The sequence below is a fragment of the Streptomyces sp. LBL genome, from assembly GCF_029893585.1.
Lineage (GTDB): Bacteria > Actinomycetota > Actinomycetes > Streptomycetales > Streptomycetaceae > Streptomyces.
The window spans coordinates 87,788-113,276 of record NZ_JARXYX010000035.1 but is presented as its reverse complement, the minus strand read 5'-3'; the positions used below and the strand labels follow the sequence as shown (position 1 = coordinate 113,276).

Genomic DNA, 25,489 nt, shown 5'->3' with positions numbered 1-25,489 from the left:
AAGCCCGCCAAGCCGTCGGTCAAGTAGACGCCATCGGCGCCCGGGGCTGGGGAATTACGTGAACTCAGCCCCGGGGAAATACGTGAACGTCCACATCCGGCACCTCGCCTGTGACGAGGAGGAGCGGGATCGCCAGTTGGCCGAGAGCGCATCGGTAGTCATGCGCCGCCATCACACTCCGAACGCGGTCAGCGCTCTTTCCTGGATCAGGGACACTCTGAGCCGATTTCCCGGCTGCCGGCTCGCCGCCACGGTGACGGGAAGGAACAGCTCTCTGGTGGGGCTGCGCGACGGGCGGATCGTAGAGACGACGGTCACGGGACCCATTGTGGACCCCGGGCTACCCGCCGCCGCCGTCTACACATGCTTGCGCGAGGGCCTGCCGCTTGACGACGCCCTGGTGACGCTACGCGTTGGCGATGCAAGGACGGACGACGTCGGCCTCTGGTTGAGGCGCTTCCCGCCCACCGCCTCGGTGCTCTGAGGAACGCGATCAGCCGGTTCCGTCCAGCAGATCGAGTCGTTCCTGCAGTTTGGCCGCCTCCAGGCTGCCACCTGTCTTGTAGATCTCGTAGGCCCGGCGAAGATGTTCCCGTACGGTCTCCAGGGCTCCCCCGGTGCGGCCCGCGATGTCGGCAAGCAGCACCAGGGCCTGCGCCTCGTAGTGGCTCGCCTTCTCCTCACGGAGTGCATCTGCTGCCTCGCCCAGCACGCGCATCGCCGTGCCCGGGTCGCCCAGATGGTCATGGACGGCCCCGGTCGCAGCCAAGGCCCTAGCGGCCATCCGCTTGTCGTTGCGGGCCAGCAGGTCCTGCTGGGCCCGGCAGAGTGTGTCCAGTGCCTGCTCGTGGTGGCCGGCGGCGTCTTGCGCACAGCCGAGGAAGTAGGTAGCAATGGCCACCCCTCGCCATTCCCCGGCTTCGATGTTGAGCTCGACGGACTGTCGGTACGCCTCCACCGCACGGGCGGCGTCGAAGCGGTCCCAGTAGCGTCCGAAGAACTCCTGCACAGAGGCCTGCAGTGCGGTATGCCCCGACACCTCGGCGCAGGCGACTGCCTTCTCCAGCTCCGCCCGTGCCCTCTCGCTCCGTTCAAGGTCCATGAGCGGCCGCGACAGCAGGCTGCGCAACCGGCCCTCCGCGGCTGGCACCACTGCCTTGGCCGCTGCCGTCACGCCCAGTTCCAGGGACTCCGTCCATTCCTCCAGATACCTGCGGTGCAGGAACAGAACCGTGAAGCATTCAGCCAGTTGCCATACGCACGCGTGGAGCCCGAGCCGTGACGCATCCCGTAGAACGGCCAGGATATTGGCGCTCTCGGCTTCCAGCCAGGCCAGCGGATCCGGTCCGCCGTCCACGGCGAAGGGGTCCGGCGCACCTCGCTGGAGGCCCTCCAAGTCCCCGATCCTGAGCCGCTCCTCTCTGATGGAACGGTCGGCGAAAGCAGTGAGGGCCAAGTAGTGGGTGGCCACGCGCTCCACCACGGCCAGCTGGCCAACCTCAGGGTCCTGCTCGGCTGCTCCGGTCGCGCGCTCGCGTGCGTGGAGGCGAACAAGGTCGTGTAAGCGGAAGCGGCCGTCTTCGGTCACATCAACGAGACTGGCTTCCTCCAGGACGTCCAGGAGCTCCTCTGTCTGTACCGTGTCGAGATGCGCAGCAACAGCAGCCGTGCCGGCGTCGAAGGTGCGGCCCGGGATCCAGCCCAGGGCTTGGTACAGGCGCGCTGCATCGAGCGGGAGTGCCCGATAGACGAGCTCGAGCGCTGCGGCCACGGAGTGTTCTCCTCGCAGAGACAGCCCTCGCAGGCGTCGCGATTCATCGGCCAGTTCCTCGGCGAGTCGGCTCATCGTGATCCGCTTGCTGTTCAGGAAGCGAGCCGCCACCAGGTGCAGCGCCTTCGGCAGGCCCGCACAGAACACGACGAGTCGTTCGGCTGCGTCACGCTCCGCCTCCACAGCCTCCTCACCACACCGTTGTGCCAGCAACCGAAGCCCACTGTCCATGTCCAACGGTTCGAGGTACAGCGGGCGGGCGCCGTCCAGACTCAGCTCCCCCAGCCTGATGTTGCTGGTAACCAGCAGCACGCTGCCAGGCCCTTTCGGCACCAGCGGCAGCACCTGGGCAGGCTCGTCGACATCGTCGAGCACGACGAGGATCCGGCGGCCAGCAGAGCGGGTCCGAAAGAGCGCGGTCAGGTCCTCAAGGGACTCCGGCAAGAACGCGTCGCGTACCCCGAGGCTCTTCAGGCACGCTGTGACCGCTGCCGACACGGCGCCACCCTTCTTCCGACGCAGTTTGGCGTAGTCGATGAAGAGCTGTCCGTCCGGAAAGCGGTCCTGCACCGTGCCGGCCCACCGGCAGACCAGCGTGGTCTTGCCGACACCAGGCATACCGGAGACCACGCCGAAGCCGATGCCGGAGGAATCGGGCGTGGCATCGGCCAGACCCGAGTCCAGGAACGACAGCGCATTCGTGTGGTTGACGTACCGCCCAGGCAGCGGTGGCATCTGATCAGGACGGGACAGCGGATCATCGAGCGGCGCCGAATGGACGTGGAACGTGATGCCGCCATGGACCTCCTGGGCCTGAACGACCGGTCCGTCGACGTTCCCGGACAGCTCGTTCCTGACCTGCGATCCTTGGGGCACGCCCTCAGGACTCTCGCTCCTCACTGTCCTCCGGCCCCCTGCTCGGGCGAAACCCGTTCGGGGCTGCCGAAGGTCAGGCCGGAGAAGTGCTGCCCCTGGATGACCGGGCCGTTCTGCACGCCCCCGCTGATGCTGTTGTGCACGGAAGCGCCCTGTTTGTCATCGATAATCGGTTCCAACTCAGCCAGCAGACTCCGCAGTTCTTCGGCAGCTTGGGGATCAGCCTGCAGAACGCGACGCAGTCGCGTCCGCCACTCGGCCTCGATGTCCGCTCCGGCGAGTTCGTCCTGGGCAGCACGAGCTGCCATGAGTTCCTGGTGAGACCGTCCCAGTTCCTCCACAGCGGAGCCCTCGTCCCCACCACGTGCGAAGAATCGAGCGACTCGGTCCCTCGCCTGTGTCCAGGTTTCCGAAACCATCAGCCCGACGAGTGTCGTGGCCCCGGATACTGCAAGAGCTGTCAACTCAGCTTCCACAGAGTCTTCCCCCATGAGTACGGACTTCGGCACGAACTTCGTTACGGCTTCAGATCTGTGACGGAGTCGGGCAGCCGTGGGCGACGATTCACATCCCACATCTGCTTCATCAGGTCGAAGCCGTCCTGGGCTGAGATGTGCCCGTCACCGACCGCAAGACGGACCATGCCGACCGTCTCCGCAGTCGTGATGCCCTGTCGCTGGGCGTAGCGCAGGGACTCCCGGTCGTCCGAGATCCACCAAGAGCCAGCGAAATCGTCCCAGTGCTTGATGATGTAGAGCGTTTCGGCCTCACCAAGATGCTGGAGGAGCCTCTCGGGAGTACCGCCGAACACGGCGCTCCGCTCATCGAAAACCTTCTCGATGTCCTCTGCAGTCGTGATCCGGATGGCCTCTCCCAGCCACCCCTGCCGTTCGAGGCTACTCAAAGCAGGGATCCATCTCGCCGAGCTCTGGGCCTCATTGGCGACGGCGGCCGTCCACCTACCGCGCCCATCTAAGGCTGCACGCAAGAGATCAAGGCGGTCGACAGCGGCGAAGTTGCACAGGACCGTATTGTCAGGGAACAGGAACTCGCTCATGACTCACCACCGGCTGCCTGCTCCTCGATCCTGCGGCTGAGCTCGTCGACATCCACCCCGATCAGGCTGGCGTACGGTCGAAGCGTGGCCCGGCCAGCGTCGTAGGCCGCACGCGTGTCACGTAGAAGTGGGCCTGGGAGTCTGCGCGTCGTCGATTCGGCTGATCGCCGCTCGAACTCCTTGCCTCGGCCGACAAGGTCAGCCGCCTCCTTGGCAGACATGCGCTTGTAGCGGTCGCAGGTACCTGCGTCGATGATGCGTAGGCGGAGGAGCCGATAGGCGAGTGCTTCGGGTGTCACCATCAGCCGGCTGGCGAGGGCAGCGTGATCAGCTTGGGTCAGGGTGCCACGGCGCGCGATGTCTTTCCGTAGAAGAGGTTCTGGCATGAGGAACGCGGATGCGAAGGCGTTGGCACGTTGTTCGCTCGGCGCCTTCTTCTGGGCCAGGTCGAAGATGTCTCGGTCGAGGTGGACTTCTTGATCGTCCTCAGCAAGAAGGTGCCCCAGTTCATGGGCGAGCGTGAAGCGCTGACGCGCCGGATTCGAGGTGGTGGCCAGGAGAATCAGCTTGGCTTCGCTGGTTGCCGTGGCAAGGCCATCGAAACCTTCACCAAGTTCCTCGACAGCCACTTCGACGCCGAAGACCTCCTCGAGGAGCTCTGCCAGATCGCCATCCCATACCGAACGGCCCGCGCCAACTACTGCAACGTAGGCCTTGCGGGCCAGCCTCTCTCCTTGGTCGGAGTAGCTTCCCTCACTCAGACTCACGGATACAGGCTGCCAGGGCTGGGGATAACCGATGCCTGCCAGGTCCGCACGCCGCGAGGTGTACCGGCGGGCCACTGCAACGGCCTCACCGGCCTGTCCTGTGGTCGTCCTGCCCGCCACCGCCAGTGGAGGCTCTGCACCGGTGATCAGCCACTTCACGGAGACGTCGCACGCCTGCGCGATGCGTGCAACTTCCACGGTCGAGAACCCTCGTGAACCGTCGAGGGAATCGGTGAGCTGGGTTTCGGCCAAGCCGATCTGCTGAGCGAAGTCAGCGCGGCTCATGCCTGACTTCTCAATCAGGCTCAGGACTCGGTCGGGAATGCTGGACACCACTAGGACAGTAGTCGGCTCGTTGCGCACTGCACAAGGAGTGACAGCAGTGCTGTGATGTTTCAAGTCACCTGATGAGCAGGGGTTTTGACTCATCGACTGACCCACAGCAACAGCTGCAGCACCCCTGGGCTTCTACCTGCCTACCCCTCCTGTACCCGTTCGTACAGGATTCCCTCCACTTCACGCATCTCGCGCTCGACGGTCTCCGTGAGACTCGCGTTGTCGATCATGACTCCAAACTCGACGTTGCTGTTCTCCGCGCTCCAAGAGAAGTTCGCGCTGGTCACCAGGAGCAGGTGGTGATCGATGGCAAGGAACTTGGCGTGATTGCGGACGTACGTGCCGTCGAACGTCTTGGTGCGCCACACCTCGGCCGGCTTGAGGTGCTGGGCGACCTCGGAGGTCGTCGGCGCTCGGAAGACACCTGGGTCGTCTGCCGCACGGGTGTCGAGGTAAATCCGTAGGGCGACTTCGGAGCGCTGTGCGACGTCCTGGAGAGCGGTCCACAGGCCAGAAGTTCGCTGAAAGTTGAAGGTGGAGCAGGTCACCGCAAGGCGCGCGTTGGCGATCAGATGGGGCACGGACGTAGTGAGTGGCCCGCTTCGGGCGAGGTGACCAGGCATTGTCCACAAGGGTGTGAGCGTGGTCGGTAGCGTCCGTGCCCCCTCTATCGCCCGGAGCAGGGCAATGCGCTGGGCCTCCGCCCCAGGGACTCCGCCGGCCACCGCCAGGAATCTCCTCGCCTCAACTCGTCGAGCTGGGGCAACCGCTTTGAGGGCAGCGGTGAGCGTGTCGCCGTCCGCGAGTCTGTCTGCGACGCCCTTGGCCTCGCTGCGAGTGAGGAGTCTGCCCAGGAGAAGAGCAGCCTGAGCGTCACTCATCGGCTGAGAAGTATCCAAGATTGCTGCCGGGCAGGTCGATCAGGAAGCGACGATCGAGGAACCGGTTCGCCCGTTCGCAAGAGGTCTCCGAAGCCATGACACAGCAGTGGCAGGCGGCTCCGTGGAGAAAATCTTCCGGGGGCTGCGGGGTACGCATCGCGCAGATCGGGTCGGAGGAGCAACGCTGTGCCTTGCGCAGGGCGTCGGCGACGACGCGCTGAAGCCGCTCAGGGTCACTGAGCTGAACGAGCCCGCCCAGGGTCCCGTCGCTGTCGGAGGCCGTGGTGCAGATGAGCAAGCCAGCCGCAGGCTCCCGGTTTTCGGCGGGCCAGGCATACAGGCGTTCGCTGAGGCTGGCAGCCGAATAGCCGCAGCTGAGGGCGAGTTCTCGGATCAAAGTGTGGGCAAAGGTGTGGATCAGCCAGTAACGCGGGGGCTTGAGTCGGCTGTTGGCTTTGACCTTCTCGGCAGTCTCCGAGAAGCGTCGGTTGAAATTCCGCTCATGGGCCGCGCGATGAGCCTCCCATATGTCGGACTTGAGGATGCGCTCCTCCCAGGCGGCGACGGAGTCCTCGTCGAACTGCAGGAAGAGGCCCTCGCCGCGGTCCTCGGTCGCCACTGTCCATGAGGGACGGCGGGTTCTGGTGAGAGGTGCCAAGCGGCTCTGCAGGTCTCCGGCGCGGTCCATGGCATCGATCCGTGTGAACCCGACGAGTGCATTGACCTTACGGAGCTTCTCTACGGCGAGGACACGGGTGATCTCTGGCCTCAGCTCGGGGCCACGTTGCCTCGTGGCCAGCGTGAGACCGCTCTTGGGGTCTTCAACTCGAGAACCATTGATATCGAGCAGCAGGTAGCGCCATTCGGGCAGTAGCAGGTCGACCGGGTCCCAGTCACTGAACCGCTCCTCGTGCTCCTCCTCTGTGGGCTGGGGAGCACAGGCAGCCTCGACCACTGCAGCGAGTTCGGAATCAGACAGTCCAGTGACGTCCACCCGATCCACGAGCAAGTCCCGAATCATGTCGAGATGATCCCGATACTTGACGAGTCGCTCCCCCAACGTGGTGCGGATCCGATCGGCCAGGTCACTTTCCTGCTCTTGCTGAGACTCTGGCATGACAATGATCGAGTAGGTGGCGGGAAACCACAGGTTGGAGGCACCCACCAGCATCAGGCGCGTCTGGTGCCGACAGCCCCGGTGATCGAAGGCATCCAGGTGCGGATGACGCCCTCGACACTTCGGCAGCTTCTTCTTTCCGGCCTCACCCTGGGCCTCGTTCATCGGCCTGCGCATCCCACAGGACTCACAGCGGATGACGGCTGAGGCGCCTTTACCAACGGTGTGGTCGGTCATCTTCAGGACCGGAAGCTCTGCATTGGCGCACTGCTGACCGTGGTGAACCCACAGGTCGTACGGGAATTCGTCCAGGTGCCCGTCGGCGCACGCCAGGAGGTAGCGCGCGGGCACCGCGGGGCGGCGCATCGGCCGTCTGTTCCGGTTGCCGGAACGGCCCGTGCACTTCGTGTGCTCGAACGTGGCCAGGTCTGTACGGAATGGATGAGTGTTCTTGTAGTCGAACTGCGAGAGCTTTCCCAGCAGGTCACAACCAGTGCACCGCAACCACTGCGGAAAGACCCGGGCCGGCACTCCAAGGTCATTGCCCTCAGCAGACCGGCTGTGCTTCTTCGGCTGCCAAGGGTGCGGCCGGAGCTCCACGTCGTTCGACCTGAGCGCCATCCGTACGACGCCCTTCAGCCTCGGTGCGTGGATGACCGGTGGCAGCGAATCGCGTCTGCGCCAGATGCGTTCCCAGTCATCAAGACCGGTGGACATGATCGTGAACTGCGGCAGGTCCGTGATCGAACCGGGGCCGTAGGTGTACAGAAGGGAGGAAGGCCTGGCGGAGCCGACCTTGGCCCGGTTGTGCTTGGCCTGGCGCTCCGCTTCCTCATCCAGGTCGCCCAGCGGGTCGACCGCCCTGTTCGCGTCGTAGACGAAGCGACCGTCGTCAGTCACGAGCTCTCCTCCCGCATCTCCCACTGAGGCGCAGTCATGGGCTCGATATACACGAGTCGTTCCTTGATAGGGCTGACCAGCAGGTTGATCTCGGGCTGCACTTCACGCATCGAGTTGGGAACGACGAACGGCGGAGCGTCCTGGCTGTAACGGCCAGCCTTGGCATCCTCGGCGCTCATCATGAGCGCCTCGTGCTGAGAGTCGTCGAGCACCTTCTCGTAGACCAGCGACTTGCGGTTGACCATGAGATGGCTACGGCGCTTGCTCCACTGGTCGAGTCGGTTAGTCAATAGATCCCATGCCCGTTCGGCCGCGTCCTCGCCCCCGGCCTTGGCGACCCTCCGCACCAGCGCGTCGACGAGATCCACAGCGAAGTGCCGCTCGGTGTCGATCCGGTCGGCTCCGGACTCCGGGGACAGGCTCTGCGTCCGGACCGCCTGGCGAACACGGGCCGCGCTGACCAGGACACCATCCAGGCCACGCTCGAGCGACGTCACCGAGAACGGGGTGACGGATAGCGCTTCGACCTGGGCGTAGAACGTCTCGTGGTAGTGACGGAATTGTTCGAAGTGCGCCAGGTCTCGGGGCCTGGCCCAGTTACCGAGCGCCACGACCAGTCCGGAGCGTTCTCCGTCACGGCCGACACGCGAGGAAGCTTGGATGTACTCGGCGGTGTTCTTCGGCTGACCGACCACCAGCATTAGTCCAAGCCTGGTTACGTCCACACCCACCTGGAGCATGGAGGTCGCGAGCACGACGTCGTACGGGTTCACGTCCCTCTCGGGTGTACGAGCCTTGTTTTCTCTCAGGGCACGCAAGTTCCGTTTTCCGGCGGTGGAGTCGAAGTCGGGATCGAACCTGACGGCCATCCGGTCAAGGGTGGAGGTGATGTCCGCGCTGGCCACGCGGGAGGTCAGCTCAGCGACATGCAAGGCACCAAAGTTGGTGCCTGTACGACTGGGCAGCCTGGACCACGGGCGGCGCTTGGCAAGTGCCGTCTGGATGTCGTCGCCCATATACCGGGCCATACCGGCCAGTTCCCGGGTCGCGCTGAAATAGCCGACCAGGGTCATGTACGGATCCGCGGATTTGCCCGAGCGGTCAAGCAGCAACTGGCCGCCTGCCATGAGAACTTCGGCAACGCGGATCTCGGCCGTGGTGAGCCGTACACCGGTTGTGCTGATCCCGATGTAGCGGCGTCCGGGAGCCTCCTTCGAGACCTCGATCTCCTTGGAGAAGAAGGTGTTACCTGCATCGAGAACCTGCGGCGGGAAGATGGTGGTGCCCCGCCCGTACAGAGCCGTCACCTGATCCGCAGCATTACGGGCAGTCGCCGTGGAAGCGACCAGCAGCGGGCGTACAGGACGTCCGTCCTCGGTCTGCCAGTGCGTCATCACGTCGATGGCCACTTCAAACAGACCGACCGTCGTGCCGAGAGCTCCGGTGATCAGGTGCAGCTCGTCCTGGATGATCAGGTCCGGAGGCCGCAGTCGGGTCACAGAGAGCACTGCGGCGGCCGACATGCCGTCCTTCTTCGGATGCTTGCTGCCGTCCTTGATCGAGCATTGTGAGTAATCGGGGTGGACGAAATCGTGCCGCTCACAGCGCCGCGAAACGTACCCGAACAGCGAGGCTGCCTCTCCCTCGCGAGCCAGGCGGGCGAACTTGTCCACTGTTGCGATGACGAAGGCTGGGACGAGGCGGTAGATCTCCTCGTCGACGGTCAGGACGGGCAGCCCTTCGTCGATCTCCCCGCCGTCCGCGAAGGGGCAGTCCGCGAGCTCATCACCGCAGTACACATACACCCGGCGTCGGGCGTCATCGGCCCGGACGTTCCGCGCCTCGATAGGAGTACCGCACCAGGGGCAGCGCTGAACCTGCAGCACCGTCAGGCGAAAGCCATGCCCCTGATTGGCCCTCTCCAGCTGCTTGGCGGCCTCGTCATATCGCTTGGGGCTCACGTCCGTGCCGACCCACAACCCGATCCGGAACGGCTCATCGCCCCAGATCTCCGGTTCCTGCTTACGTGCCCGTTCCGCCGCGCACACCAGAGCGGTGGCTCGCTGGAACTGTTGAGCGGTGAGCAGCCGAAGCGTGTATCGCATCAGCACAGCCACGCCGGAACGGCCGTCCAGTGGACCATCAAAGGCGTCCACTATGCCTTGACGCCGCCGCACAGCAAAGGTGTACGCGGCGAGTCCTAGGTATGCCTCTGTCTTGCCACCACCGGTCGGGAAGAACAGCAGCTGGGCGTTGGCAAGGTCACTTGATCTCTTGTCGGCTGCCGGGTCGGACAGCAACGGCAATTGCATCAAGATGAAGGCGATCTGGAAGGTTCGCCAGGAGTGAGCTATGACGCCCTCGGCTTCAATGATCGTGCTGATGGCCTCGTCGATGGTCTCCCGGCTCTCCTCGCTCTGGCCGGCGCGCCGCTGAGCCACCTGGGACTGAACGCGCTGGTCGGCCATCACCCGGTTCATGAATCGGAAGCAGCGCAAGGCTTCAGCAGAGTTCTCCCCGTCGGCCAGTAGGAACTCCAGGCCCTCCCTGAGCTGCTTCTGCACCCGGCGCGCGTCGCCGACGGCTTCAAGCCCTTCCGGGTTCAGGTGGTCGGGTAGCTCGCGAGCACACTGCTCTTCGGCATCCAGCCAGGCGGCATAACCCTCGACGATGGGCTCCAGACCAGCGCGCAATTCGGCTGGGGTTGCCACTTCCAGCGCTCGCATGTCGAGCATGGCAGAGCTGATTTCCTCGGCTGCTGTCTGCGGAGTCTCGGCAACCGGCAGCCACGTCGTCCGGACCTCAGAGGCACGGCGGGTGCCCTTGACTTGCGTCCAGTCCACCGAGCAGGTCCGCCCCACCGCGAACTCCAGTCGGTTCCTGTACTGCAGCCGCAGGCGACGCAGCTCGTCGTCCTGCTCCTCGTGGGTGTCCAGGAGTACGTCGTTCACCGGCAGGAACGCGGGTGACCCGTCCAACGCCCTGGCGGTCAGCTGTGTCTGGTAGAGCCACGCCTCCACCGGAATCTGGCGTGGTGTCTCTTTGTCATTGCACAGGGCAATCTCGATCAGACGACAGCCCCGTTCGCCGTCGTCATAACGGTCCACGCGCAGAAGGACCTGGTCCTTCAGCACGTACGTCTTGGTCTGAGACGGCGTAAGGTCTGCGATCTTGATCGTCGTGTTGAAGCGGTGCGGAATACGCTGGTACCGACGAAGGCGCGACGCCGGTTCGTCGCCCTCGCCCTGCTTCTCCTTCACGGGCTCATACGTACCGAACTCGGTGACCACCGTGAACGCATCCACGTCCTCCGGGATCTGGCAGCGCAGCCCCATCGACGCTGGAATCATGAGCCCGCGCTTCTGCGGCTGATCGTCCACGTCGTCTTCCTCCGAAGAGGCACTGCTGTCGTCGACTGCGGTCAGCGGGATGCCCCGGCTCTCAGCCGCATCGACAGCATCTCCGACATCGGTGGCCGCATCGTCGGAATCTGCCTGGGTCGGGTTGGCCTCGCCGGCCGTGAGACGCTCCGGGGCGATACGGCCAACCAGGTACGCGGAGTCAGGAGCACCTTCGATGATCTCTTCGGGGCCGCCAGCCGGACCGAGGAGTTCACGCCTCAGGATGTCGACCATGTTCTCCCGGACAGTCCAGGACCGCCCGTCCGGTTCGAAGTCGAGCGAGTAGGACGGCTCCTGCGGAGGGTGGGGGACACTCACTTGGCATACTCCTCGCCCAGGCTCGTTCGCAGCCTGTCAAAAGCCGTCCGAGGTGGTTCCTCCGCCGCATAGCGGGCTCGGCTGCAGCGTACTGCAGCGCCTCCGGCCGCCTTCGTGAACGTCACAGTCGCACCCCTACCTCTTCGTGATCACTGCGACTGACGCTACCGCGCCGCACTGACAGTCGAACCCCGATCGCGCATGTATTTCACTCGCCCTCGCAGCCGCGCAGCACATCGGTCATCACACGTGAAGGGCACCGGGAAGATCCCGGACGACTTCCTGAAACCGATCATCAGCAACTGCTGCGTAACCGGCCGTGGTCGCAGGGGATGCATGCCGCATGAGCCTCTGAGTCATCAAGAGATCTTGCCCGGAAGCCCGGTAGACGGCGGTCCCGAAGCGGTGACGAAGCTGGTGATAGCGCATCTTCATCCCCATCGCTTTGGCCACCCGCGAGATGGAGCGCGAGACCTTCTCAGGACGAAGATCGGGCCAGAACCGCCCACTGCTCTGACGGTTGAGCGCAGCGAGCACAACAGGGGGCACCGGGACCACGTCGGTCCGCCCTCCCTTGCCCACTACGCGCAGAAGTGTCTGCCCGTCACTGCTCTCATGCAGATCCTCGGCAGCCAGCTTGGCCGTCTCATGCGCACGAAGCCCGCAGTAGGCTCCGAGTAGCACCCACGCACGGTGATCAGGTTGAGCCGTGGAGCCCAGCAAATCCTTGAGTTCTCGCTCCGCAATGGGATCCGGGGTGGCACGGGGAGCCGGCGGCTTCCGGATTCCTTCAATGAGGTTACTGCCGATCCACTTGCCAAAAGATGCCAGATGGTTGAGGTAGGTACGCCGAGTCCAGTTCGTAAGCGCACGAGTCGAAAAATATGCCTGCACATGCTCCGCGCGGATCCCGTCAGCCGCCAAGCCTGAATACTTCGCGATCGCCTTGATGCAGTTCACTCGGGCACGGATGGTGTTGGCAGCGTAGCCATCCGCACGCTGAGCCGTCACATACCTGTCGATCACCATGCCGCAATACTTGACCGACTGCGGCGCGGTTATTCCTGGAAGGCGACTCGCATACCAAGTCAGTAAATAGGCTTATTCCGTTCCGGCTGGTAGCCAACCAAGGAAGATCGTTCATCGGCTCGTACGTCTTGGGCAAGGGTTTCATTTTGGAGTCCGAGCAGGCACACGATCTGATCGAGCGTGACCACCGCAACAAGGACGTCCTCTTCCCCTACCTGAACGGCGAAGACCTCAACTCCCGGCCTGACTTCTCGGCAAGCCGCTGGGTGATCAACTTCCATGACTGGCCCGAGGAACAGGCGCGGAACTACCCCGAAGTATTCGACATCGTCGAGCGCCTCGTGAAACCCGTACGCTTGTCAAATAACCGCAAGGTCTACCGGGACTATTGGTGGCAGTATGCCGAGAAGCGACCTGCCATGCTCGCGGCCATCGAAGACCTGGATCGTGTCCTGGTGGTAGCTCTTGTCAGCAGGACGATGATGCCGACGTGGACGTCTAGTCGGCAAGTCTTGGCCCATAAGCTCTGCGTCTTCGCGGTCGATGATGACGAATATCTCGCTTTCCTGTCCAGTTCGTTTCATACCAGCTGGGCATGGCGCAATTCATCAACAATGAAGGCAGATCTAAATTACTCACCTTCCGATGCTTATGAGACTCTTCCTCATCCCAGATTTAAGCCTGCTCTTACAGAACAGGGTGCAGCCCTGCATCGACTTCGAAAAGAACTCGCGATGGAACGCGGCGAAGGGCTAACAAAGCTTTACAATGCCTTCCATGACCCCGTCATCACTGATGCAGGCATTCGAACCCTGCGAGAAGCGCATGAGGTCATCGATCGCACAGTGGCAGATTTGTACGGCTGGCACGATCTGGATATTCGACATGGCTTCCATGAAACTAGACAAGGCGTTCGCCGCACCCTCGATGGTGCCATCAATGCCGAGATTCTCGATCGGCTACTCGAACTAAACCATGGGCGTCGCCGTGCGGAATGAGTCAATAGTTGACCCTCTACTCGAGGTATCGCGATGCTCATTTTTCTCCTTGACTGTACGCATGATTGAGGGCGAGCAAGCGGTCTAGGGTCTCCAATTGGGTGGCATCGTTAAAGGAGCGACGAGACCCCTTCTTGCCCTGCTGAAAAACGTACTCGAGATCGAGATCATTCCATCCGTAAGCGCTCACCACGGCTTGATCGATACGGGTGTGAATATCTCTTAGTTCGCCAATTTCCTTCTCGGTGGTGGCAGGGTCGTGAAATCTGTTGTAAAGTCTCGTCAGGCCGAGATTGTGTTCAAGCATGATCGCAGATCGAGTCTCATTCAGTAGAGCACCCAGGTCGGCCAGGCTTTTCGTGGCCGAGAGGGCCGGTTGCGGGAATGTCTCAAAAACGTCAGACGGCGTATAGCGCAAGTCTCCCTTGAGACTGGACCCCCATGTGCTAGCCCACAAGTAATGGATGCCGCTACTGAGCAGCGCGAGGTCCGATGCACTGTTACTCGTAAAGATCACAGTGGCTTCGCTGATTACCTGACCTGTTGGGGCGAAGACCGGGAGACACGTCTTGCTGACGCGAGCTACCACCAGGACACGATCCAGGTCTTCGATGGCCGCGAGCATGGCAGGTCGCTTCTCGGCATACTGCCACCAATAGTCCCGGTAGACCTTGCGGTTATTTGACAAGCGTACGGGTTTCACGAGGCGCTCGACGATGTCGAATACTTCGGGGTAGTTCCGCGCCTGTTCCTCGGGCCAGTCATGGAAGTTGATCACCCAGCGGCTTGCCGAGAAGTCAGGCCGGGAGTTGAGGTCTTCGCCGTTCAGGTAGGGGAAGAGGACGTCCTTGTTGCGGTGGTCACGCTCGATCAGATCGTGTGCCTGCTCGGACTCCAAAATGAAACCCTTGCCGAGCACATTGGATCCTTGGAAGGACTTCCCGCGGTTGGCTACCAGCCGGAATGGCCGACCCGAGACTCGGGACTTGCGGTCGAGGGAGGAGGTGATGCCCGATACCTCCTCACCGTCCAGGACACGCGTCGCCTCGGGCGCAAGCGGCTGCTTGCTAGTCCACACCGCGCAGTACTCCAGCGCCGCCGAGGCGGACGGCCAGGGTGCGCTCTTGATGGCCCTTCGGATGTCGACGCCGCTTTCCGTGATGTGGTCGAGCCCCACTTCCCGCGTATCGCCCTGCGCGAGCGTGTTGGTGGCGATGAGGCCGGTGTATCCACGAGCCGCGAGAAGCTGGTGCGCCCGGAGGGTGAAGTAGGCGACGAGGTCCGCGCTTCCCTTGCGGCCGTTCGCGAGCACGGAGACGAACCAGTCGCGGACGTTCGTGCCCATAGTCCCAGTGAGCTTCTGGCCGCCCAGGAACGGTGGGTTGCCGATGATCGCGTCGAACCCGCCTCGCTCCATGACGTCCGGCACAGCGAGGATCCAGTGCAGCGGCTTCCAGCGCGCGTAGTCCGTCTCCACTGTGGGTGTGAGGCCTGCGGCGAGGATGTCGTCGAGCATGGTGAGGTTGGACCTACCACCCTCCTCCGCGGGGTGGGCCAGGCTGACCGCGATGCGAAGGTTCTCGTACGCCTCGGTCAGTGCCTTGCCCGGCTTGCCTCCGACGCGTAGGCCGGCCGCGATCACACCGTCGGCGACGTCTGTGAGCTGTCGGGTCAGCTCTTGATACTCGCGCCACTGCCGCCGCTTGGTGGTGGCTGAACGCTGTGGGTCATCGACGTTGATCTCGCTCGCGAGACTTTGGCGCAGCCTCGACGCCCGGGTGAGCACGCCGTCGATGTCGAGGTGCCGGATCACCTTTGCGCCATCATCGAGGTCGAAGAGGGGGGTTGCCGCACCCTTGCCCGGGGTGATGTGTAGCGCGCGGATCTGCTCGGCGTCCGTGAGTCCGAGCAGAGAGTTGCCGTGGAGCACCTTGTCGTCGACGAACGAGAACGGAAGTTTCGGGTCGAGGGAGACCAACCACAGCGACAGCTTGCACATCTCAACGGCCATGCCGTTGATGTCCGCGCCATAGAGGCACCTCGCGACAACTTTCCTTATCGCGCGGACATGCAGGTCATGTGCATTTCCGGTGGCCACGTGATCACGACGCCATGCCTCGACGAGCCTGGCGGCCAAGTACCGGGCTGCAGCGACCAGGAATGCGCCTGAGCCGCACGCGATGTCTGCGATCCTGAGATCGAGGATCTCGTCCGAGGAAACCAGTTGCCAGGTGTCCTGATCGGCCGTCTGGTGAGGGCCGGGCAAGTAGACGAGTGGTTCCAGAGCGTGGCGTACCACCTCTTCAGCGAGTGAGCGTGGTGTGTAGTGCGCCCCGGCCGAAGCACGTGAGGGTGTCTCAACCAGGAGGACACCGCCAGGCTCGACCACAAGGGGGCGGTTTCGCAGGTCTCTGCGGATGATGCCGATGAACGGGCGCAGCCTCTCGCGCAGATCTTCGTCATCGGTGAGGTCACGCAGGGCGTTCTCGGTGTCGTCGAGGGTGTCGCCGGCCTTGAGCGCCTTGGTGAGAGCAGCCCTCGTCGGAGGCTTGGCGGCGGGCTGGTTCTCTTTGACCCATACCAAGATGGCTTCCGCGAGAGCGACCTCGTCGGGTGCCGCCTCGGCGAGCTCCTCGAGTGTGACGAGCGGCATCTCGGGTTCGGAGCCCGCCCGACCAGCGAGTCCAACAATGACCTCGTCCACGTCCTCGCAGGAATATCCGAGCAGGCCCTCGTAGATGTAGCCGATCTGTTCGACGTCGATGTCTCGGAAGGAGATGCGGCGGGCGCCGCCAGCCAGTTGAGCGATCTGGACGGCGCGCAGCACTTCATGCATCACGCGGTCGCTGACAGTGATGGCCAGGGCGCCCTGGGAGTCACGGGCGGTGAGGAAGGGGAAGCGGGAGGGGTCGAAAAGCGAGCCGCCGTACTCGGGAAGACGCAGGTCCTCGAAGGTAGCGCCCTGGTAGAGGGCCTGGGATGTGGCCAGGAGGCGGTGCCAGGTGAGGTAGGTGGCATCGAGGGCCTGGTCGCCTTCCTCGTTCTGCCGGGCATCGAGCTGGTCGAGTTCGTCACTGACGCCGTATCCCATCGCGAACAGCTCGTTCTCGGGGAGCAGGCCTCGTTCCTCCGCGAAGAGAAGGAAGACGACGCGCATCATGACGGTGACGGCCGCCTCGTAGACCTCGCCGCGCCGGTCCGGGAGCGGGTCGGGTTCGCCGCCGCGCACTGCGTCCAGGCCTCCCTCGGACAGGGCCTGGACGATGAGTTCGACGGCGCGTCGAACCTGGGTGCCGAGCGCCTCAGTGATCTTCTCCGAAGCGGCGACGGACTCGCCGAACAGTTCTGTGAGCCGGTCGGCCGGTTTTCCGCCGACCAGACGCCGGCGTTGGAGGAGTTCGATGAAGGCGTTACGGGTCTGAGGCTCCGTGATCCAGTCCTGGGCATCCACTATGCCGGAGGCGACCATGGTCTGCGGGCGGGCGCTGACGATCGCCCACCAGCGGCCGTCGGTGACGACACCGATGGGGATCTCGGAGGCGCGCAGCAGCTCGTCCATACGGTCGATCGGGCTCGCGGACCAGCCGTCAGTGAGCGGATCACGCAGGGAGTCAACGGGGTCGATGACCAGGACAAGCGCCCCCGTGGTCTCGCCTTCGACGAGGGCGCCGTCGGCACGGACGGTCACGGTGTAGTCGGGTGAGCGCACCTCGGCGGCGGCCGGCGCGGGGACGGTGTAGGAGTTGATCCAGCGCAGCCCTTGGCGCAGTACGAGGTCGACCCAGGTGTCGCGGGCCTCGCGGTACAAATCCAGAGCGGCCGTGTCTTCGCGGTGGGTGTCCCAGTTCTCCCATGCCTTCTCAAAGGCGGGTTTGGCGTCCTTGAGTGCGTCGAGGGCCCGGGGGTTCGGCTGGGGAATTCCCTGGGGCCAGACTCGTTCGAGGGCCGGCACGGCGAGGAATGGGCCGTCTGCGTCGACCAGTTCGAGCCAGGCGCGGTGCAAGCCAGCGGCAGTCGGGGGGTACTTGCGGATCATGCCTCGACCATTCCGTTCCTCGCGTCTTCAGGGGTCAGTGCGAACACCACAGCGGCGGCCGAAACATACGGCTTGATGTCGCTGTAGCGCTCCCGGATCGAGGCGATCTCGCGGGCCTCCTCGTTGTCCAGGCTCTCGAGGCGCTCGTTCATGTGGTTGAGGTCCCGGCGGCGCTGCTTCTGCTGGTCGTCGCTGAAGAGGACGTCTTCTTCTTCCGCTCGGATGGCCCGGTCCAGCGCGTCGCGGGAGTCCCGCAGGTTGACTCGGAACGCGTCGAAGATCTCACGGGCCCGCTTGATGTCCGTCTGTTCGCGGTCTTTGAGGGTCTGGGTGACCTTCTCCTGCAGAGTCTCGCTCTTGCGTTCCATCGCATTCAGCAGCCGGGGACGCAGTCGGGCTCCGTCGTCGTTCCAGAGGGCTGAGAGGTGGGCGCGTACCTGCTCGTCGGCCAGTTCCAGGTTGTCGGCGTCCAGGGTCTCATCCAGTACCTGTTCGACCTTGGCCTCGGCGAGCGCCCGTCCGCGCAGTCGAATGCCGGTGAGGAACACTTCTTCGTGCAGCCGCAGGCCTCCGCGTCCGACCAGGACGAGCCGGGACACAGCGGCTACGCACGATTCTGTGAGACCGGGAGTGACGACTGCGCTGACCCGGTTGATCTGCGAGTTCACGCTGAACAGAGCGCTGCGCAGGGTGCGGGTGGCCCGCTGCATCAGGGCATGGCCGAGGTGGATGTGGACAAGGTCCGTGCGTCCTTGTGCCGCCTTGTCGTCGAAGGTGATCGGTCGCAGCACGCCCGGATCCAGCCGTGTGTCCAGGCCTCGCAGGGCAAACTGCCAGGATCGGCCCAGGTAGGGAACCTCGAAGACCTGCGCTTCGGTCCGGTCGTCACCGATTTCCTCCAGGGGCGGCTGTGCGTCCAGAGCGAGCGCGGTGTCCACTACGCGTCGGGCGTTGGCCGGTGTCAGGTGCATCGCCGCCTTACGGTCGTCGTAGCTCCGGGCGAGTTCGGTGAGCTGACGGTTCAGCCCAACGCCGCCGGCCAGTGCCTGGTTGATGACCTCGTTTCCGTCGTCGGGCGGGGTGGGCCGCGACTTGCGGCTGCCGCCGGACGGGCTGAAGTGCTCCTGAACGTCGGAGTCGATGACCTGGTTGACCTTGCCCACGAGATCGTTAGTTGCCGTTCCCACCTTGGTGGCGATGATCCCCATGAACTGCATGTCCGCCGTATACGTCGTGGAGGTCGACTCGGGAACGAAGTGGTAGATCTCGGGACTCTGTGTCTGCCCGTACCGGTCGATCCGGCCAATCCGCTGCTCGAGGCGGGAAGGGTTGAACGGGATGTCGAAGTTGATCAGGCGGTGGCAGTGCGTCTGGAGGTCGATGCCCTCGCCCGCAGAATCAGTAGCGAGCAGGACGCGCACCGGATGCTTGTCGGGACTCTCGGTGAACCGCGCCCGGATCTTCTCGCGCTCTTCAGCCGGGGTCGAGCCCTGGATCGTTTCGAGCCTGTCCTTGTAGCCACGCTGGCGCAGCACTCCGGCGATCCAGTCGAGCGTGGCGGCGTACTCGGTGAAGACCACCACCCGCTCATTCGTCCAGAGCTGCCCGTCGGACGTACGGCAGTGGACGTTGAGGAAGGAGATGAGGGCCTCGAGCCGGGAATCCGGCTTGTGCTCGTAACTGAGGCCCCATTCAACCAGTGAGGCGATCTCGCTGTCGGTGGCCGCGACCAACGCGTCCGAGCCCTTGGAGTGCCGAAGGGCGGTGAACTCGGGGTGGTCGGCGTCACCTTCCTCCTCGTCCGACTGTCCGCTGCCCATGACCTCGGCGTAGTACCCGGCGTCGTCGTCCAGGTCCAGCTGGCGGTCGCCTGGATCGGCTGCCTCGTACAGCTCCATGGTCCTGGCGAACGACCAAGGGCTGGACAGGAAACGCTTCTTCAGAAGTATCGAGACGATGTCGCCGCCCTTGCCCTTACCGTTGGCGCGGGCGCTCTCGGCAAGCAGCCGCTCCAGTCTCTCGAACTGCTTCTGCTCCCCCTGTGACGGCTCGAACTGGATCGTCTTGAGCTGACGAGCCTTGAATCCCTTCTCCGGCAATTCGCTCTTCAGGCGTCGTACGGCCACGTCGCGCAGCGCCTTTTCGTCGATGCTGGCGCCGCGGGTGAACCGGCGGCTGTCGATCATCTCCAAGAGGGCCGTGAACGACTCCGAGTAGCCGTTGTGCGGTGTCGCGCTCAGGAACAGGCGGTGCTCACATGCCTCGGCCAGCCTCATCGTCGCCGTGGTGCGCTGGCTGTCCACCGCGTACCCGCGTTGTCCCGGAGCCGTTGTCGGACTGGCTGGCGCCACATGGTGCGCCTCGTCGACCACGAGCATGTCGAAGGCGAACCGCCGAGCAGTCGACGCGCTGCGCACATCGGCCATCACGTCACGCAGCAGCCGCTGCGCCCGCAGCGACGGCAACCAGGCCATGCTCACAATGACACGCGGGTACAGTCGGAACGGGTTCGCATTCAGTCCGTGGCTGCGCTTCACCTTCGCCATCAGCGCACTGTTGACGATCACGAATTCCAGGCCGAACTTCTCCCGCATCTCGTCCTGCCACTTCAACGCCAAACTCGGCGGGCAGACGATGACGGCCGTCCGTGCCCGGTGACGCAGCAACAACTCCTGCAAGACCAAGCCTGCTTCGATGGTCTTTCCCAAGCCCACGTCATCGGCGAGCAGCAGGTTCGTTCGGGAAGACTGCAGCGCCCTGCGCAACGGCTCCAGCTGATACGCCTCGACATTCGCACCACTGCGGAAAGGAGCCTGGTACGAGTTGGCATCTGCTGAGGTCACCGCGCCCCAGCGCACTGCGTCGACGAACGCGGCGAGCGTGTTCGGATCGTCGAATGCCTCGGGTCGTACGGTTTCCGGCAGCCCCTGGTCCGGCTCGACGGTGTGGCCAAGCTCCAGCTCCCAGACCACTGTCAGCTCCTGGCCGAGCCGGTCCTCGTCCAGCGACTGCAGACTGACCGCATGCGTCAGGCCTGGAACTCCCTCATCGGCGGGACTCCGCGGAAGCCCCTGGCGACGCACGTCTGACACCGCCCACGTGGAACCCCGAACCTTGACGACCTGCCCCGGCTCGGGGACCGGCGGCAACGCCACCGTCCGCCCGGCGCTGTTCTCCGCTTCCTGCGGACGTTCCGTAGCGGTCCCCACCTGACGAGACTCCTTCATCGACGCCCTCACACCCAGCCCGGCGATCCCTCCTTTGAAGCCAGTCACAACGAACCCGTGAGCGGCAGATGGATCACCAGCGAACCAGTATCCCCGACTCTGGCGAGGGCTGGGAGGAGTCTCGCAGAGTAGCGTCACATCCCGGAGTGGAAGGCGACGCGGGCTTGGCCAGCGCGGACCGGCCGCAGCCGGTGGGATATCGCTTGCCGCGGATGCGGTGGGCGAAGGCGAGCATGTCGATGGTCCGCTTGAGCGGGGAATCGGGCACCTCGGTGACCATGGAGGCCGCGCGGAGGTCGGCGGTGAGGATGCCGTGGCCGATGACCAGCTGCTTGCCGTGCAGGGCGTTGATCAGACGGCTGGCGGGCCGGGGGCCGTCAATCAGCTCGTCGCCGGTGAAGCGGAGTTCCTCGCCGTTCCATTCGGCGTGGACGAGCCCGGCCCGGCCGATCACCCAGCCTTCCGGGGGCGCGGGCTCGACTCCGCGGCCGTGAGCGGGGGAGCCACGTTCGAAGTCGACGTCGCAGAACGTGAGGGCGAGTGGCCGCGGCCCTGACTGTCCCAGCCGGTGTTCGCGGCGGCGCCGTGATGCCTTCCCCAACGTATGCCCCTTCCCTGGAAATGTTGTGACGGAATGAGGTTGCATGGTGACAGAAGGCACTGACAGTGCCATCTGATCTGGGAAAAGCCGAAGGGGCCCCGGCCTGCAGCCAGAGCCCCGGGTTCGGAACGGATCAGGACTGCGGACGGCGTCGGGGCCGGGCCACGACGGCGAGCCCGCTGAGGGGCGGGATGTCGATGACGCGGACGAAGCTGGCCCCGTTGTGTCCGGGGACGACGAGGTGCACGTCCTCGCCGTCGGCGAGGGCCTTCCTGATGCGCCTGAACGTCCCGTCGGGGATGCGCGTGATGCGCAGTGCCCAGTCCTCTTTCCGGAGCGAGGCGGCGGCCAGTCGGGACCGGACGCGTTTCATGGTCGTCGTGCAGTAGAGCCAGGTCAGCACCGCGAGGAACGACAGCGAGGCGGCCGCTTCGGCGAATCCCGCGAGGTCGTCCGTGGTGGTGACGAGGTGGACGGCCCAGAGCGCGAGGACGGTGAGGCCAAGGGGGATCATGTTCGGAGGACGCTGTGACGACGTCCGGTGTGGCCATCGCCGCCGGACGCGGTAGTGCCCCCTGACCACGACGCCCGAGGGCGGGACTGCCGGCCGCGGCCGGGAACGGGGCCGGTCATGCTGCCCGTCGCGCGCGGGAGGCTGCTGGGGCTCTTCCGAGTCTGACGCCGCAGCCCGGTCCGAGCGTGACTCCGGCCCGGAGACGGCAGGCCGGTGAATCGACCGCAGCGTCCAGGTGCCGCGCAGGGCGATCCAGATCGCGAAGAACAGCTTCAGCAGCTTGCCCGGGCGCTCATCGAGAAGGGCGACCCATTCGGCCTCGTAACGCTCGGTGGCCTCGGGGTTGCCCAGCAGGCGGGCGGCGAGCCGCAGGACGCGGCGTGCGAGCCAGGGCGAGACCTCGGTGCATTCGCCGATGACCATGCTGAGGGCGGTGGGGATGACCAGGTTGGTTAAGACGTCGTTCACCAAGCGCCTGCCCATCGGGCCAGGAAGCCGAACGCGAGTTTGGGGCGGGGCGGTTGCGCGACCGACGGAGTCGGCAGCTGGCCGCGTCGTTCGAGGACGATGGTGCGTGCCTCCTGGGCGCCGGTCGGGGTCAGGAAGTAGAAGCGGCGGCGGGGCCGGCCTTCTTCGGGGTGTTCTGCCTCCCAGTGACTGTCGAGCCAGCCCGCCTGTTCGAGGCGGGCCAGGATCGGATAGATGGAGCCTGTCGGTTTGCCGGCTGCTTTGGCGACCGCGAAACCGTGGAGCTCTTCGCGGGAGGCCAGGAACGCTTCGAGAACGTCGAGCGTGGCCGACGTGATGCGAAAGGGGGTCCTCACGACTCCTAACTCTATATATGCATCAGAAGCCGCAAGGTGGAACGCGAGAGTCCTCAAGTGAAGTTTCAGGGAGGGGAGTTGGGCTTTTTCCGGTGCTTGCGCCGCTGGACGGAATGAGGCGTGGAGGGCGGTGCGGTCGGAGGGCGTCACCATTCCCGCAGGAGCCAGGACGGATCGAAGTCGGGGTGGCTCCAGTAGGTCATGGCGAGTGCTCGGACCGCGTCGTGCAGCGCTTCCTTTGCGGTGCCGCTGGCGGCCTCGTAGAGGTCCACGATCAGACGCTGGGACGTGAGGTTCTCCCGGACATGGTTCGGATTCCAGGTGGCCAGGTGGGTGGCGACGTCGCGCCGGGTATGCAGCACGGGCTGGTCGTGGTCGTCGATGACGGTGCCGCTTCGAGGAGGGTGGTGCCGCCAGGAGGTGCCGTCGCCGTCGGTGCCTTCCTCGTCCTCGTCCAAGCGGGCGTGCAGGAATGCCGCCAGTGGGTCGTGCCGCCGCCGGTCCGGGTTGCGGGGCTCGAGCACTGGACCCGGCCGCCGCGGGTCAGGGGCCTCGGCAGGGCAGTAGGCCAGCCATCCGGTCCGGCCTTTGCGCAGCGTCCCCGCTCCCGGTGGCAGCCGACGTCGGCAGTGCGCGCAGTCGTCCTCGTACTTGTTCGTCGCCATCGCGATCATTGTGCCGACCCGTGTCCTGGGCCGGACAGCCCGGGAGCGGGTCTCAGCGCCGGGTGGGGACGCTGTCCGCGTCACTCCGGCTCGACGGCTGCTTCCGGCAGCGGAGACCGAGCGGTGTGGTGCAGCACCAGCTCGGCTGTGGGTGTGGCGGTCAGCGTGATGATCCCGCCCCACTGGGCGGGGTAGGACTCGAGTTCTTTCCAGGTGGTGGGCGTGGTGCCGGCGGTGCCTGCATGCTCGCCGGCGTGGTCGAAGGCTTCGATGCTGTCGTAGTGCCTAACGTTCGTGACGCGGGCGAGCTGGGCTTCGGTCTCGCTGGTGAAGACGAAGTGGCAGGACTCGCCGGTGGTCACGTGGCGCCAGGGCCGGGCGGGCAGGTGCATCGTGATCGGCAGGCCGTCGCGCAGGCGGGCGAAGAGGCCGGTGTCGATGGGGAATTCATGCGCCGGGGTGTCGATGCGGGAGCGTGCATCGCTCACGGTCTGGCGTCGCCGCCGGTGCTCGAGCTGCATGTCACGGTGCTGCCTGGCGTCGGCCAGGAGACGTTCGAGGTCGGCGACGTAGGCGTCCTCGCGCGCATCTCGCGCTTCGGCCTGTTCCCGCTGCGAGCGGTCCCAGGCTGTGCGCCGGGCGGTCTGCTCCTCGTCGGTGAGGTCGTGGTGGAGGTCGTCCAGGGCCCGGCTGGCGGGCAGGTCGGTCGCCGGGGTGCCGCGGTCTCCCGCGGTCAGGCGCTTCGTGCTCTGCTTCACGGTGTGCTGCAGCGCGGTGGTCCCCATGACCATGGCGATGTTCCACCAGCGGGCCATGGCCCGGTCCAGGGCGGGCCCGTGCTCGGCGGTCGTCATCTCCTGCCATGCCCGGACCCGCTCGGTCGGCGCGAGCGCATCAAGGATGCCCAGCACCGTGCGGGGGACGTCCGCGATCTTGGTCAGAGTGGGGAGGTCGTCGAGTTGGTGCGGGCTCCAGCAGGACAGGAACACATCGTTGCCGGCGCGCGGGTCCGGCTTGGTCCAGGGCACGAACGCCGGCTCGACATCCTCGCCGGCGGGGCGGGCCCGGTGGGTGACGATGAGCCCGGCTGTCTCGACGCACCACGCGGTCACCGCCAACGCCTCGCCGTCCCGCGCGTCCAGTCCGCGGGCCTTCTCAAGCGAGCTGGCGAGCTTCTCGGCCTGGTCGGGCAACTCGGTGGCGACCAGGGCCAGGAGCCGGTCGGGAGTGCGTTCTGCGCGGCCGGGAATCGGGATCTCGGTGCGGTCTCGTCGAAGCTCGGGTTCCTCGCCGTCCCGGGCGAACAGGGCGTCCGTGAGGGTGTCGCGGGCGGCGGTGTAGCCGTTCCCGGTCCCGGTCAGGCCGTCGGCGGACGCCGTCCAGCGGCCGTGTCCGTCCTGCTCGATGGTCGCGACGTAGACGCTCACAATGGTCACTCCATTCCGGCCCGGCAGACGAACGAGCCTATCCCTCGGACCGCCGTGATGCGTCCCCGTCCCCGGGCTCGCCTTCCGAACCGTGGCCGACGAGGCGCAGGCGGTTCAGATGACGACGGAGCGGGCGCCGGGTCCTGTCACGATGGACGGTATGACGGGTGAGCAGGGTGTGCTGGAGCAGGCCGTGGCCGAGTCGCGGCCTGCCGAAAGGTCACTGCCGCGATCATCGCTCAGCGCCGGGCCGGCATGCCGGTGCCGGAGACTGCCGAACGGACCGGGAAGACACTGATCGACATACGAAACGTGCTGAACGTCGCCGGCTTGAGCTAGCGATTGGTCTCGGGCTCGGCCTGGGTGCCGAGAGCCGCGGGCAGGCGCCGGTCCAACTCGGCGTCGATGATGTCGTCGGTGTCGATGAGGAAGCCGGGCTTGAGGAGCTCCTTGACGCTCTGCCCGCGCCGTGCGGCGATCTCCTGGATCAAGGCGTTCTTGGACTTCCCGTCGTGGGCCCGTTGGGCGGCGGCCTGCCGGATGTAGGTGTCGAGGGGGACGCCGCGCTGGGCAGCTTGCTCAGCGACGGCCGCGTACTCGTCCGCGGAGAAGGTGACCGGGACCGTGGTGTTGGAGGAACTCATGGCCTCCATAGTTCTCCCGCCGGTGCCGCTATGTCGAAAACTCGACCCCACCGGAAGGTCACTTCCCGCTCAACCGCGGGTCTCACAGATGTCCTCGGGG

At 65.1% G+C, this 25,489-nt stretch carries 18 protein-coding genes; 2 read left to right on the top strand and 16 right to left on the bottom strand.

The genetic code is table 11. The features are described 5' to 3' along the window. Positions 1–82: 82 nt before the first annotated feature. Positions 83–484, top strand: coding sequence for a hypothetical protein (locus tag M2271_RS34225; RefSeq protein WP_280891315.1), 402 nt, complete (start codon positions 83–85; stop codon positions 482–484). Between the two features lie 9 nt (positions 485–493). On the opposite strand, the gene M2271_RS34220 is transcribed toward M2271_RS34225, so the two are convergent. The 8 genes from M2271_RS34220 to M2271_RS34185 form a co-directional block, all read right to left on the bottom strand. Then, positions 494–2,506 carry an NB-ARC domain-containing protein gene (locus M2271_RS34220; RefSeq protein ID WP_280891314.1) on the bottom strand — a complete coding sequence of 671 codons (2,013 nt, stop codon included), beginning with the start codon at positions 2,504–2,506 and terminating at the stop codon, positions 494–496. Positions 2,507–2,667: 161 nt separating this feature from the next. Then, a complete protein-coding gene (locus tag M2271_RS42635; protein WP_348539215.1) occupies positions 2,668–2,955 on the bottom strand; it encodes a hypothetical protein in 288 nt (95 codons plus the stop codon). A 209-nt stretch (positions 2,956–3,164) separates the two neighbouring features. Further along, entirely contained in the window at positions 3,165–3,704 is a 540-nt protein-coding gene (locus M2271_RS34210; protein ID WP_280891312.1) for a hypothetical protein, read from the bottom strand. Continuing rightward, positions 3,701–4,804 (bottom strand): XRE family transcriptional regulator, encoded by a 1,104-nt coding sequence (locus tag M2271_RS34205; protein WP_280891311.1) that lies wholly within the window; start codon positions 4,802–4,804, stop codon positions 3,701–3,703. Before M2271_RS34205 ends, M2271_RS34210 begins: the two co-directional genes overlap by 4 nt. 143 nt (positions 4,805–4,947) lie before the next feature. Beyond that, positions 4,948–5,688 carry a DISARM system phospholipase D-like protein DrmC gene (gene drmC, locus M2271_RS34200; RefSeq protein ID WP_280891310.1) on the bottom strand — a complete coding sequence of 247 codons (741 nt, stop codon included), beginning with the start codon at positions 5,686–5,688 and terminating at the stop codon, positions 4,948–4,950. After that, positions 5,681–7,705 carry a DUF1998 domain-containing protein gene (locus M2271_RS34195; RefSeq protein ID WP_280891309.1) on the bottom strand — a complete coding sequence of 675 codons (2,025 nt, stop codon included), beginning with the start codon at positions 7,703–7,705 and terminating at the stop codon, positions 5,681–5,683. Before M2271_RS34195 ends, drmC begins: the two co-directional genes overlap by 8 nt. Beyond that, positions 7,702–11,340, bottom strand: a complete 3,639-nt coding sequence (gene drmA / locus M2271_RS34190; protein ID WP_280891308.1) for a DISARM system helicase DrmA — start codon at positions 11,338–11,340, stop codon at positions 7,702–7,704. The genes M2271_RS34195 and drmA overlap by 4 nt, the downstream gene beginning before the upstream one ends. Before the next feature lie 327 nt (positions 11,341–11,667). Continuing rightward, positions 11,668–12,453, bottom strand: coding sequence for a tyrosine-type recombinase/integrase (locus M2271_RS34185; RefSeq protein WP_280891307.1), 786 nt, complete (start codon positions 12,451–12,453; stop codon positions 11,668–11,670). 128 nt (positions 12,454–12,581) lie between these two features. On the opposite strand from M2271_RS34185, the gene M2271_RS34180 reads away from it, so the two are divergent. After that, complete coding sequence (locus tag M2271_RS34180) at positions 12,582–13,451, top strand: type IIL restriction-modification enzyme MmeI (protein ID WP_280891306.1); 870 nt, start codon at positions 12,582–12,584, stop codon at positions 13,449–13,451. A gap of 37 nt (positions 13,452–13,488) precedes the next feature. Here the strand turns inward: M2271_RS34180 and M2271_RS34175 are convergent, their stop codons facing one another. The 8 genes from M2271_RS34175 to M2271_RS34140 all read right to left on the bottom strand — a co-directional run bounded on the left by M2271_RS34175 (position 13,489) and on the right by M2271_RS34140 (position 25,389). After that, complete coding sequence (locus M2271_RS34175) at positions 13,489–17,487, bottom strand: DNA methyltransferase (protein ID WP_280891305.1); 3,999 nt, start codon at positions 17,485–17,487, stop codon at positions 13,489–13,491. Then, positions 17,484–20,696 (bottom strand): DISARM system SNF2-like helicase DrmD, encoded by a 3,213-nt coding sequence (gene drmD / locus M2271_RS34170; protein WP_280891304.1) that lies wholly within the window; start codon positions 20,694–20,696, stop codon positions 17,484–17,486. The genes M2271_RS34175 and drmD overlap by 4 nt, the downstream gene beginning before the upstream one ends. A gap of 91 nt (positions 20,697–20,787) precedes the next feature. Next, positions 20,788–21,315: a hypothetical protein gene (locus M2271_RS34165; protein WP_280891303.1), complete on the bottom strand. Its 528-nt coding sequence runs from the start codon at positions 21,313–21,315 to the stop codon at positions 20,788–20,790. A gap of 133 nt (positions 21,316–21,448) precedes the next feature. Further along, positions 21,449–22,297 carry a hypothetical protein gene (locus tag M2271_RS34160; protein ID WP_280891302.1) on the bottom strand — a complete coding sequence of 283 codons (849 nt, stop codon included), beginning with the start codon at positions 22,295–22,297 and terminating at the stop codon, positions 21,449–21,451. Continuing rightward, a complete protein-coding gene (locus tag M2271_RS34155) occupies positions 22,294–22,653 on the bottom strand; it encodes a PadR family transcriptional regulator (protein ID WP_280891301.1) in 360 nt (119 codons plus the stop codon). Before M2271_RS34155 ends, M2271_RS34160 begins: the two co-directional genes overlap by 4 nt. A gap of 146 nt (positions 22,654–22,799) precedes the next feature. Continuing rightward, entirely contained in the window at positions 22,800–23,318 is a 519-nt protein-coding gene (locus M2271_RS34150; protein ID WP_280891300.1) for a DUF6221 family protein, read from the bottom strand. Between the two features lie 80 nt (positions 23,319–23,398). Further along, on the bottom strand, positions 23,399–24,745 hold the full coding sequence (locus M2271_RS34145; protein WP_280891299.1) for a hypothetical protein: 1,347 nt from the start codon (positions 24,743–24,745) through the stop codon (positions 23,399–23,401). Positions 24,746–25,080: 335 nt separating this feature from the next. Further along, complete coding sequence (locus tag M2271_RS34140; RefSeq protein WP_280891298.1) at positions 25,081–25,389, bottom strand: hypothetical protein; 309 nt, start codon at positions 25,387–25,389, stop codon at positions 25,081–25,083. Positions 25,390–25,489: the final 100 nt, after the last annotated feature.